The following is a 12,716-nucleotide window of genomic DNA, read 5'->3' as shown; positions in this document are numbered from 1 at the left end:
TGCATGTTTCTACCACATTACTAAAATTTCTTTGAAACTAGACGCCATGGGTGAACATTGGCATGAAATATCTTATTAGAAACAGCAGGATCATAACTCGCTAACTCTTTAGCTTCTTCAAGACTCTCCACTTCCACGATAATCAGATCTCCTGTATCATCCATGAACGGACCTCCAGCTATCACCTTTTCCTTTCTGTGCTGGGTCCAATATATTTTATGTTGTTCTACATCCTGTTCCCAAATGTGTTTTCCTTTCTCCCAATTTTCTCCTTGTGTAAACAAAATAGCAAAATAGTTCATTTTTACATGCTCCTTTATTATAAGAGTAAATTTAAGAACACGTTAGAAAATGAGTTCTTCGAATTCCTTAGATGCGTTTGTAAGTTATTCATATTGGTTCTTTAATTATTAACAATGTGTCCAAATGTCTAATTACATTTTTAATTATATTAAACACCATGCTCAATTTGCTTCCTCTTCTCTTTATTCTTATGTCGCCTCCAACTCATGAGTTTCCTAACTGTTCCTAACATACCTGTTGGAAGCCCTAATAAGACAATGATATACAATAAACCAAGAAAAATTGTCCATCGTTCAAAGATTGGATACTGCGCAGCAAGCTCTGACAAATAGTATTTCAACGATTCAATGATTCCTGCCCCTATTATCCCTCCTACTAATGTCCCAATGCCACCAATTGTTGTCATTAATAAGGCATTCAATGTCATGTCAATTGAGAAAACAGTCGTATTTACAAATCGAAGTGTAATAACAAATAAGGCGCCGCTCACAGATGCTACAATTCCAGCTACAACACTCGCAATTACTTTATAGTGAAGGATTTTATAACCAAGTGCTTCCACACGTTGTTCATTTTGTGAAATCGCTTTCAATACTTTTCCAATTGAAGATTTCGTAAACAATTGTAGTAATAAAAAAATAATCACTAAACTTATTAATGTAATATAGTAAAATGTGAAGCGATCTCGAAATATATCAGGTACACGGAATGTAAAACCATCTCCCCCGTGCGTGACGGTTCTCCACTTTTCAGCGAGCACAAAGAATAATTGAGAAATTGCAAGTGTTAGCATCGCATAAAAATGACTTTTTAATCGTAAGGAAAGCATACCAATTATATAACTAATAGCCGCTGATAAAGTGACTGCTACTATAATCCCTATTAAAAAACTTGATATCGATGCCTCTTGTCGATCGAATAAGAGTGCGACACAATAAGCGCCAATTCCAAAGAACATACAATGTCCAAATGAAACAATTCCCGTATAACCTAATAGAATATCAAAGCTCATCGCGAATATTGCGAAGATGAAAATTTGTGTAAACAAGATTAACATACTCCTTGAATCGTTTAAAAAAGGAAATATGATAAAACAGAAAAGAACTGCACCTCCAAAATACAAACTAATTCGATTAGATAATGTGTTCATAACAATCTCACCCCTTTTCACCAACAATTCCTGTCGGCTTAACTAATAAGACGAATAACAGCATCAACATGTTTATCGCAAGCGATAAATCAGGGACATAATACGCTGTAAAAGCTCCTGCTAATCCAACGATTAAGGATGCGATTACCGAGCCTTGTACACTACCTAATCCACCAATGATTACAACGATAAAAGCTAAAATAGCATACTGCATCCCCATTTCGGCAAAAATAACACCCGAATATGGCGCAAGAAGAAACCCACCTAACGCCGCCATTCCAGCTCCTAATAAAAATACGAAAGAAAAGATGGCCTTCACATTAATTCCAAGCGCTTGAACCATCTCTTTATCCATTACACCCGCACGAATCATAAGCCCGATTTTCGTTTTCCGAAGTAACAATACAAATCCGATGTAAACCAATAAACCGATTACAATAACAAACAAGCGATACTTGATTAATATGATTCCATCAAATGTAAAACTTCCTTGTAACCAATTCGGTAATTTAGCTCCTATCAGATTTGGTCCCCAAAATACTTTTATACACTCACTCAATACGAGCATGCCACCAAGTGTAACGAGCAGCTGACGAACATGATTTCCATAAACAGGGCGAATGAGAAATCTTTCTAATATCAAGCCAAGGAACATACCAATTACAATCGCACCAAGTAATGCAAACATGAAACTGCCTGTTACTTGAAACAACCACACCCCAGTAAAAGCGCCCCATGCAAATAGCCCGCCATGAGCGAAATTAAGAACGTCCATTAAACCGAAAATAAGTGTTAAGCCAGATGCTAATAAAAAAATAAGTACACCTGTCGAAACACCATTTACAAATAAATTAACTAACACATCCACGTTTTTCACCTCTCCCATATAAAGTGAAACTTCCATCAGTGGGAGTTTTCTTCATCCCCCACTGATGGTTAGTTGAACGAATCGGGCTTTTACGGACAGTTATTCCCCCACCTATCTTCTTCGCGCTTCTCAGAATCTTGAGGTGGGGTCCTACTGGCCACAAATAGCGGATAGGTTAAGAAATCCCTAAATATTTATGACACGTTTCCTTATTTTCCTTCAGCTCACTCATCGGACCATTATGCACAATTTTCCCATTATCCATAATGTAAAAATAATCACCAATTTGACTGGCCATCATAAAGTTTTGTTCGACAAGTAAAACAGTTGTTTTTTCCTTCATTTTCAAAATTGAGATCATCAACTTCTCGATCATGATTGGTGACAAACCTTTACTAGGCTCATCAATAAGCAGTAGTCCTTCGCCATTAATGTAGGCTCTTGCGATAGCGAGCATTTGCTTTTGTCCTCCACTTAATAACCCACTCTTTTTCTGCCAAAATTGTTTTAAGTCTGGAAAAAGATCCAGCATCCATTCCACTTTTTCATCTGTTTCTTCATTTTTTTTCGTTTGAGCAAGAGCAAATGTTTCTTCAACCGTTAAGTCGTAAAATATTCCTTGATTTTCCGGCACATACCCCATACCTTTTCGAGAAACCATATGTGTTGATAGCCCGTTTACTTTCTCACCGCCAAAATAAACAGCTCCGTTAGAAATTGTATGAAATCCCATTATAGAGCGCAGCGTTGTCGTTTTCCCTGCTCCATTTCTTCCAAATAAAACTGTAATTGTCCCTTCCTCTACTCCAAAAGAAACACCTTGTAAAATATGAAACTGATCTAAATATGTTTCGATATTATCCACTTTTAATAGTGTCACTGTATAATCCCCCTAAATAGGCAGTCTGCACACGCTCATCCTTCATAATCTCTTCTGGTAATCCTTCAGCTAATAACTCTCCCTGAAATAACACAACGAGATGATCAGATAAACGAAGAACCATATCCATTTTGTGCTCAATTAATACAATCGTTTTTTTACGATCATTTTTTATATTTTCAATCACTTGTAGAATAGCGGGAACTTCTTCAATAGAAATACCAGCTGTCGGTTCATCTAACAACAACAGATCAGTTTTTAGTGCTAAAAGCATTGCAAGTTCCAATTTTCTCTTTTCTCCATGAGCTAAATCTTTTGCAAGTACTTCTTCCTTTTCATTCAGCAACACAGCCTCAAGTAAATGGCGTGCTTCTTCTTGTTGCTGCTTATATCGAGAAGGCCGCGGGAAAAAACGATAATAATCTTTCGCATAAGACTGTACACTGAGCCGAACATTTTCAAGAACCGTTAATTCTGGAAAAATGTTTGTAAGCTGAAAAGAACGCCCCATACCAAGACTTGCTCGATCTGGAATCGATAGTTTTGTAATATCACGTTCCTTAAAATAAACCTCTCCCTTTGTCGGAGAAAGTTGACCACTTAACAAATTAAAAAGGGTAGTTTTTCCTGCTCCATTTGGCCCGATAATGGAAATAAATTTCCCTTTTGATATCACCAAATTTACATCTTTAATAACATGATGTTCTCCAAACGAAACACAAAGATTGCGAGTCTCTAACAATTTCTCCACATTATGTCCTCCTCACAAAGGATTCCTTTATATATAAATACAAATTGAAAAAATGACATAAAAACCCCTCAGTGGATGCTTCATTCATCACCCAGAGATATACTAGCTATTATCTCCCATATTTCTTCTTTTCCTCTAAATCTTACACAAGATAAGAAGCTATCCATTCCTTTATAATCAATTGACTCTACTAGATAATTTGTATACCTCTAATTTTTTCTAATTATTCTGATTATTTATTACGAATTGGCGGTTCTGTTTCTGTCATTTTTAATTCCCGCTCTAAAACTGGAACCGGATAATCGACCCCATCTTGTTTTTTCAATGCAATCGAATAAAGCGTTTGCAAAGCTTGATGATCTTTCGCACGGAATTTCATTATACCTTTTGGTGTTTCAAATTCCATTCCTTCCATTTTCTTAATGAGCGTATCGACATCAGTATCACCTTTTGTTTTCTTTACGGCCTCAACGATTGAAATAGCAGCTGACATCCCACCAGCTGTAAACAAGTCTGGAACAGCACCATGAAATCGTTTTTTATGTTCTTCTACTAACCAATCATTTACTTTATTTTTTGGAAGCGTATGATAATACACTGAAAATCCTTGCATGCCAACTAACACATCCATCGTTTTTAACGCTGAAATATCAGGTGCACCCGTTGAAATTTTAATGCCTTGCTGCTCCACATTCATATCTTTTAATTGCTTCCATGGTGAATTTGAACCTGCCCAAACAATAAATAAATAATCTGGTTTTGAGCTTATAATATTTTGAATATTTGCCGTAAAATCAGTAGAGTTCGCATCAGCATATTGCTCATTTACAATGTTTGCGCCTAACTTCTTTGCTGCATCTTTAAATGCCGCAATCCCTTCTCTTCCGAATGCATTGTCTTGTGCTAGCGTCGCAATCTTTACATCTTTCTTAGCAATTGATGCTGCACCAGCAATTGCATCTTGAGATGAATTTCGTCCTGTTCTAAAAATATATTTATTCCAGTTTTTCCCTGTGATACTATCAGCTACAGCTGGCTCAACAACCATTATTTTTTCATATTCTTCAGCCAATGGTAAAACTGCTAACGTATCACTTGAACTAGATGAACCAACTAAAAAATCTACTTTATCTTCTTCTAATAGTTTCGTAGCCTTCTTAACAGCTACATCTGCTTTTGTTTCCGTATCTTCTACAACAAACTTAATCTTTTTCCCTTCTACTTTTCCTGTTCCACCTGTTGCATAATCCAAACCGAGTTCAAATCCATTTACTGTTTGCTTTCCATACGATTCAAGCGGTCCAGTTAACGAAGCAAGAACACCTACCTTAACTGTTTCCTCATTATTTGTACTTGCTTTCTTGCCAGAGCACCCAGCTGACACAAGCAGTGAACCAAGTATACAACCTGTACACACCATCTTTAGCCACTTACGTTTTTTCACTAACATCATAATTCCCCCCTATCATTTACCTTCCTAGAGAATTGAATACACTGAAGCGAAACACTCGTAATAATGACATTTATCAACTGCTACCATGAAATCAAATTTCTTGAAGTATCTCTAACTTCTCTAACTTCTCCCAAATACCTTCCAGTTCATTGATAAATATTTACTAAGAAAAAGTTATATCTTAAATAAAAAAGGAATGACCAAAAAATTAGTCATTCCCTTTCTGTTAAAATATTCTTCTGAAAACACTCGTACATAAACCTTACAACTCAACTTGCTCCAAACTCTCTAGCTCTTTCTTCAGTTTCGTCTTATCTAAATTCTCTCCAATAATTACAAGGTTTGTAGGGAAACCAAAATCCTGCTCCAATAAAGATGGCACACCAAATGAGTATTGCAGCAAGGTTGGGTATTTATCACCATGAAATTTCACAAACCCTTTTACACGATAAATTCCCTCAGGTAGATTAGAAAGCCACTCGTACAAATTGCCCTGATCAATTGGTTTTGTAAATGAATAGGTCATAGTTTGAATATGTAAATGCTGTTTCACATGCAACTTTTCATGATTTTGATTATTTGCTAGCTTTACCTCTTCGAAATCCTCTAAGGATATATTACAATACTGTGTTTCGTATAATTTTGCATATTTATTTATTAACGCTACTTCCTCAACAATCCGTTTCTTATCATCATCCCTAAGCAAATCTGATTTATTGATAAGAATATGACTTCCATACTTCATTTGTTCGTTTAAAAGTTGTTGTACGCTTTTACTTAATGTTTCAAGGTTTAACCACCTGATTGCATCTAATACAACAATAATTGACTTCACCTCAATATATGGAGCTAAAATAGGTGAGAGACAAGCGTCTAATACCTCAATCGGATGAGCAACTCCAGTTGTTTCTATATAAACTACATCCGGTCTCTCCTCTTGATATAAGGAATGTAGCTGAATTTCTAATTCATCTTTCATCGTGCAGCAAATACAACCTTTTAAAAGTTCTCTTAAAACATTTTCTCGTCCTACAATATCTGTATCTACGGAGTATTCACCTATTTCATTCATTAGTACTGCAACTTTTCGATTTTTCTTCTTTTCCGCTAATAATAGATTTTGAAGCAGCGTTGATTTCCCGCTCCCTAAAAACCCACCTAAAATATGAATTTCTACTTTGTTCATATGATTAACTCTCCATTTCTTTGTTTTTAACTATATACATACAAGTTGAAAAACAGACATAAAACCCTTTCTTTTCAAAGTAGGCGAGAGGATCTGGCCATGCATAGAAACGGTCAGGTCCTTTTCCTGCCACGTACGGTGGTAAAACAAAGAGTGAAAACGAGTGCGAGTCACTTTTTGTTTACATAGCAGCGACTTATATGTTGAAAGATCAAAATCGATTTATATACTTTACATCACCGTCTACAGCAAAATTATCACGTTTTATTATTCTAGTAAATTCAATTTTATTTGTAGACAACACACAATTATTCCTGTAACGGATTAAGCCTATTCGCTGCCTATCAAATTTAACGATAGCATTTATTATCATTATTAATTATACTTTAACAGCAGAAAAGGCCACTTTTAACAAAGTGACCTTTTCTGTTTATTGAGAATAATTGAATATCCCTATTTACTGTACGTCATATCCTTGATCTTCAATAGTTTCTTTCATTTGTTCCACATTTACTTTTGCTTCATCATATTCTACGTTTACAGTTCCTTCTTGCAAGTGTACTTCTACATGTTGTACCCCTGCTAACTCTGAAAGTGCATTTGTTACTGCCATTTTGCAATGATTACAAGTCATTCCTTGTACGTTTAATGTAATAGTCATATTAAATTCCTCCATTTCATTCATTTATATTTTAACGCGTTTCAAACGAAGTGCGTTCGTCACAACAGATACAGAGCTAAATGCCATCGCTGCTCCAGCTACCCAAGGCTCTAGTAACCCGCATGCTGCCACTGGAATACCGATTGCGTTATAGAATAAAGCCCAAAACAAGTTTTGACGAATATTTTTCATTGTCTTACGGCTTAACTCAATCGCTTTTGGTATATGTGATAGATCACCGCCAACTAAAGTAACATCTGCAGTTTCAATCGCTACATCCGCACCCGTTCCAATCGCCATACCAATATTAGATTTCGCAAGAGCTGGGGCATCATTAATACCGTCACCCACCATTGCAACATGCTTTCCTTGTTTTTGTAAATCCTCTACAATTTTAGCTTTATCTTCTGGTAATACTTCTGCAAATACATGGTCAACACCAACTTGTTTTGCAATCGCTTCAGCGGTACGTTTATTATCACCCGTTACCATGTATACTTCAATTCCCATTTGCTTAAGTGTTTGGATTGCAGTCTTTGAACTTTCTTTTACTGTATCAGCCACAGCGATTATTCCAGCAAGTTCTCCATCAATTGCGACAAGCATCGCTGTTTTACCTTGAAGCTCTAGTTCTTTCATCATTTCTTCATGTTTTGAGATTTCTACTAATTGTTCATTCATCAACTTGCGTGTACCTACAAGAACCTTCTTGCCTTCAATGTTTGCTTCAATGCCATGACCCGGAATTGCTGAAAAATGCTGCAGTTCTTTTAATTCTATCTCATGCTGTTTTCCATACTCAACAATTGCATGCGCTAATGGATGCTCGGAGGCACTTTCAGCTGAAATCGCATAATGAACCATGCCTTCTTGAAATTGTAACACGTCTGTAACTTCTGGTTTTCCTTTCGTTACAGTTCCTGTTTTATCTAATAAGACTGCATTTACTTTATGTGTTCCTTCTAGATATTCACCTCCTTTAAAAAGAATCCCTTTTTCTGCTCCTTTTCCTGTACCAACCATAATCGAAGTTGGTGTAGCAAGCCCTAATGCACACGGACAGGCGATTACTAAAATCGCAATTCCTACTTCCAATACTTTTGACAAATCTCCCGGTGTGATAAAGAAATACCATACTAAGAAAGCTATGAAAGCAATTGCAACAACGATCGGAACAAAAATACCCGAAATAATATCTGCTAACCGTTGAATTGGTGCTTTAGAACCTTGTGCTTCTTCAACAATTTTAATAATGCCGGCCAATGCTGTGTCTTTTCCAACTTTTTCAGCTTGAATCGTCAGCAATCCGTTTGCATTAATAGTCGCGCCGATGACTGAATCTCCTGCTTTTTTATCTACCGGAATAGACTCTCCAGTAATCATAGATTCATCGACAGAAGATACCCCCGAAATTACAATACCATCTACGGGTATTTTCTCCCCTGGCTTTACAATAATCCTATCTCCAATCACGACATCTTCAAGCGATACTCTTACTTCTTGACCATTCCGCACAACAAGCGCATCTTTCGCCTGTAAACTAAGTAATTTAGAAATCGCTTCCGTTGTCCGTCCTTTTGCCATTGTTTCAAAATACTTCCCGACCAAAATTAACGTAATTAACACTGCACTTGTTTCAAAATATAGATCAGGAACATATTCAGGATTCCCTACTGTTTTCAATGTTTCATATAGACTGTAGAAATAAGCTGCTGATGTTCCTAAGGCGACTAACACGTCCATATTGGCACTTTTATTTCGAAGAGCACGATAAGCTCCTACATAGAAATGTCCCCCAATATAAAACTGAACTGGTGTTGCTAATAAAATTTGAAACCATGGATTCATAAGAATATGCGGCATTGGTAATCCGGTATCAAATGGCATATGTCCAAGCATTGTATAAAGTAAAGGCAAGGACAAAAGAATCGAAATAATAAGTTGACGCTTTTTCTCTTTAATCATTTCTTGTTTTCTTTCCGAACGCTCTGCATTTTCGTTACGTATTTGCCCTTTATATCCAATTTTTTTTATTTTTTCTAAAATACTTTCTGTAGAAACTAAACCTTCATTATATTCTACAATGGCGCTATTCGTAGCTAAATTAACAGTGGCATGCGAAACGCCTTCCATTTTACTTAATACTTTTTCAATTCGAGTAGCACAAGCTGCACATGTCATCCCTTCAATATCAAGGGTAACTTTTTCTGCTGATACACTATACCCTAACTTCTCAATTTTTTCTTTTATATTCGAAATTTCTTGCTGAGACGGGTCATATTTAATACTTGCTTTTTCCATTGCCAAGTTAACGTTAGCTTCTACCCCATCCATTTTATTTAGCACTTTTTCAATACGAGTGGCACAAGCTGCACATGTCATTCCTGTTACTCCAAGCGTAACATGTTTTTGATTCTCCATCTTATCCCCCTCCTATTTTGAAAACTGCTTAATCACATTCATTAATTCTTGAATCGACTCTTCCCCATTCCCATTCTGAAGCGCCTTTGCAACGCAATGCTTTGTATGGCGCTCCAACAAAGAAAAACCTACCTTGTTTAACGCTGCGTTAATCGCTGAAATTTGAATTAAAATATCAACACAGTAACGGTTAGCTTCTACCATCTTTTGTACACCACGTACTTGCCCTTCAATACGCTTCAAACGTTTCATCACACTTTGAATTTCCTCTTCTGTTCGAGGAACCATTTTTTGATCTATATGATTTCCTTCACAATGATCCATTGCTATCACCTCATGTATTGTCATTATCAATCTTTGTATACATTATACGGGTAGGGGGTATAAAAGGCAACTGGTTATAAGTATATTTTTGGAATTTTTTTGAACAACATATAAATTTTTTTATAAAGCATTCTCAATAGTTTAAAAGTTGCAATAGTAAAGAAAAGGGCAGAATACTTAAATAAGAAGGTTCATACCATCAATGTAAGGAGATGATTCTTTTGATTAGCCTCTTGGAAAACATATATAAAATATCAATAGCAATACTACTATTATGTTCATTTTTTTATGTTCGACAGTTCAAAAAAATGAGGCGAGAAAGAAAACTTTCCTTCTTTGAATCTGCAATTTATATAATATCTCAAATTGCAATTTTTTTATGGTTAGCAAGTTTTCTCCTTCTTAGATATGGTTCTTATTTTGCTAACGGGAGTTAATTTATTTATGCAATAATTTAATTTTGTATTTTTAAATTATATAATAGGATTCTCCTGGCCAGGGGAATCCTATTTTTTTGCCCTAAGAATGAAGGAGTGTGTTTGCTTGAAAAAAGATGAGGCAATTTAACTTCGTTAATATCAGCTTTTGAAACCATTAATTATCTTCATGCTGTTAAAAAATAAAATACTGTACCCCAATTATTAGTTACGTCTAACAATTGGGGTACAGTTCATTTAAAGAGTTCCTTTTGTTTCATGTATGCATATACATAAAATCTATTTTACATTTAATACATACGATCCATTTTTATTTTCATATTTATAGACATGCAAATAATATTTCCCTGGTTTCGTATTATATTCTCCTGTAATGACATTAGACTTATTTTGTCCATATGCTACCATGTTTTCTAAATCTGATTCATGATAAAGTGTCCATGTCATTCCAATCTGTTTTTCATTTACTACGGAAATATTTATATTTTGCGGTGAATTAACCGTAAAACTATAGATATCTACCTTATCATTGTCGTTAAGATTTCCTTCAATAGTCGTATTGAAATTTAACGGATTCGCCTGTATGTCTTGGTTATTCGGCTCTTGTTCTCGCAGATTTTTTGAAGCTGAATCTTCTCCATTTGGTTGAAATCCTAATTTTAACAATATAGCTTTTAAATCTGGTAAAACACCAATTCTATCATAATCTGGTTCTCCAGATTTTGTTCCTGTGTTTGGGTTACTTAAGATGCCTCTTAACTCACTTGGTTTATAGGGTTGACCCAAATGTTCCTTCGCAATACTTTGTATGGAAACGGCTGCACCAGCAATAATTGGTGAGGCACTCGATGTACCATTAAAGCTGGACGTATATAAATTTTTAGCACTTTTATTTGGATCCGCAGAAGTTGTATCTACCTTTTCACCCCATCCATATACATCAATTCGACTGCCGTAGTTTGAAAACCATGAACGTCCGTGAGGAACAGCTGGTACAGCAGCTCCGACCATGATTGCACCGGAATCTTTAAAGTCTTTGCTATTACGATTCAAGACTTTTTTTCCATCTTTATTTTTAAATTCATCTAAGTCATTCCAACCATTTGCTCCGGCTTCGATAATTACGATTCCTTTATCCGTTCCCGTGCGAATCGCATCAAATACATCTGGTTGCACTTCAACTGGTAAATATTTATCACGATATCCTTCATAAGATGATTGTGCCTCTAACAATAAAACATCTCCAGCATGTAAATGATTTACAGCACTTAATATGGCATCCGCTTTGTTATTACTGCCGTCATCCCTAATTTGAGATACTACCTTTACTGTAGCTTTTGGTGCGATGCCAATATTGCCGATTTGATTATCTTCTGCAGAAACAATCCCTAGAACCGACGTCCCATGTCCAACGTGAGCCTCCGTATTTCTTCCGGATATAAGTTCAATATTTTGATTCTTTAAATCTTCATGATCTAATAGCCAGCTATACTCCATATCTGTAAATGTTATACCTTTTCCGTCGCCTCCCTTGATCCCCCAAGCGTAAGGCGCATTAATACCATATGGTGATTCTTTTAAATATCCTTGGTTTTCAAATCTAGGGTCATCATAGGGGTTAAGAGATAAATTTGGCATCTGTATTTCAGGTGGTGTTAAATTTTCTAGTTCTTTAATGTATACATCCTCTATCAAAGATGATTGTTTTAACTTTTCTACTAATACTTCTGCTTGTACATGTTTTGAAACTTGAATTACATAATAATTTAATAAGTTAGAAGATGAAGTATTATTATCGGTTTTAGCACTTTTATTTAGACTTTGAATTTCGTCAGGACTTACAGATGTAAATAAGCGTGTTAATGTTAAATCTGGGAATTCAGAAAAAAACTTTTCTAGTACAATATCATTTTTTTCCTGTTGTATTCGCTTTTCTATACCATCCTCATACGGTAAATTGATTTCATTTTTAAACTTCACAATGATTTGCTTTTCTTCTCTTTTTTCTACGTTAGATTTTTCTTGCTGTACTGCTGAATCGTTTGAAGAAGCACCTACTACATTAGGAGTATTTCCCAGCCCCGTAAACGCTGTAATTGCTATTGTAGACACTAGCATTCCTTTTAAAATTTTCATTCATTTTCCCTCTACTTTTTCATTTTTAAACATTTTCCTATAAAAATATCAAAATAATTACGTACAAAGCTTTATACTAGATACATTATAAGGAGTATCTAAATATACTTCAATGTATTTGTATATGAAATTATTCATATTGTTTT

General features: G+C 35.5%; 12 protein-coding genes. 1 reads left to right on the top strand and 11 read right to left on the bottom strand.

What is annotated here, in order from left to right; genetic code table 11:
• Nucleotides 1-20: 20 nt before the first annotated feature.
• The 10 genes from BM350_RS11090 to BM350_RS11040 all read right to left on the bottom strand — a co-directional run bounded on the left by BM350_RS11090 (nt 21) and on the right by BM350_RS11040 (nt 9,997).
• On the bottom strand, nt 21-302 hold the full coding sequence (locus BM350_RS11090) for a YciI family protein (RefSeq protein ID WP_090912033.1): 282 nt from the start codon (nt 300-302) through the stop codon (nt 21-23).
• A 149-nt stretch (nt 303-451) separates the two neighbouring features.
• Nucleotides 452-1,453 carry a branched-chain amino acid ABC transporter permease gene (locus BM350_RS11085; RefSeq protein WP_090912035.1) on the bottom strand — a complete coding sequence of 334 codons (1,002 nt, stop codon included), beginning with the start codon at nt 1,451-1,453 and terminating at the stop codon, nt 452-454.
• A 7-nt stretch (nt 1,454-1,460) separates the two neighbouring features.
• Nucleotides 1,461-2,321: a branched-chain amino acid ABC transporter permease gene (locus BM350_RS11080; protein WP_090912037.1), complete on the bottom strand. Its 861-nt coding sequence runs from the start codon at nt 2,319-2,321 to the stop codon at nt 1,461-1,463.
• 175 nt (nt 2,322-2,496) lie between these two features.
• Entirely contained in the window at nt 2,497-3,201 is a 705-nt protein-coding gene (locus BM350_RS11070) for a branched-chain amino acid ABC transporter ATP-binding protein (protein WP_090912042.1), read from the bottom strand.
• Complete coding sequence (locus BM350_RS11065) at nt 3,179-3,952, bottom strand: ABC transporter ATP-binding protein (protein WP_090912044.1); 774 nt, start codon at nt 3,950-3,952, stop codon at nt 3,179-3,181. Before BM350_RS11065 ends, BM350_RS11070 begins: the two co-directional genes overlap by 23 nt.
• 232 nt (nt 3,953-4,184) lie before the next feature.
• Nucleotides 4,185-5,402 carry a substrate-binding domain-containing protein gene (locus BM350_RS11060; RefSeq protein ID WP_090912047.1) on the bottom strand — a complete coding sequence of 406 codons (1,218 nt, stop codon included), beginning with the start codon at nt 5,400-5,402 and terminating at the stop codon, nt 4,185-4,187.
• A 265-nt stretch (nt 5,403-5,667) separates the two neighbouring features.
• Complete coding sequence (locus tag BM350_RS11055) at nt 5,668-6,591, bottom strand: CobW family GTP-binding protein (protein WP_090912049.1); 924 nt, start codon at nt 6,589-6,591, stop codon at nt 5,668-5,670.
• Nucleotides 6,592-7,048: 457 nt separating this feature from the next.
• Nucleotides 7,049-7,252: a copper chaperone CopZ gene (gene copZ / locus BM350_RS11050; RefSeq protein ID WP_090912051.1), complete on the bottom strand. Its 204-nt coding sequence runs from the start codon at nt 7,250-7,252 to the stop codon at nt 7,049-7,051.
• Between the two features lie 24 nt (nt 7,253-7,276).
• Nucleotides 7,277-9,673, bottom strand: a complete 2,397-nt coding sequence (locus BM350_RS11045; protein ID WP_090912053.1) for a heavy metal translocating P-type ATPase — start codon at nt 9,671-9,673, stop codon at nt 7,277-7,279.
• A gap of 12 nt (nt 9,674-9,685) precedes the next feature.
• The gene (locus BM350_RS11040) at nt 9,686-9,997 is read right to left on the bottom strand and encodes a metal-sensing transcriptional repressor (protein WP_090912055.1); all 312 of its coding nucleotides are present in this window, start codon (nt 9,995-9,997) and stop codon (nt 9,686-9,688) included.
• A gap of 212 nt (nt 9,998-10,209) precedes the next feature.
• Between BM350_RS11040 and BM350_RS27495 the strand changes: the two genes are divergently transcribed.
• Nucleotides 10,210-10,434, top strand: coding sequence for a hypothetical protein (locus BM350_RS27495; protein ID WP_090912057.1), 225 nt, complete (start codon nt 10,210-10,212; stop codon nt 10,432-10,434).
• A gap of 279 nt (nt 10,435-10,713) precedes the next feature.
• Here BM350_RS27495 and BM350_RS11030 read toward each other — a convergent pair whose 3' ends face one another.
• Nucleotides 10,714-12,570: a S8 family peptidase gene (locus BM350_RS11030; protein WP_090912058.1), complete on the bottom strand. Its 1,857-nt coding sequence runs from the start codon at nt 12,568-12,570 to the stop codon at nt 10,714-10,716.
• Nucleotides 12,571-12,716: the final 146 nt, after the last annotated feature.

This window comes from Bacillus sp. 103mf (genome assembly GCF_900116295.1).
Lineage (GTDB): Bacteria > Bacillota > Bacilli > Bacillales > Bacillaceae_G > Bacillus_A > Bacillus_A bruguierae.
Note: the sequence above shows the minus strand (reverse complement) of the source record. Positions and strands in the feature narration are given on the sequence as shown.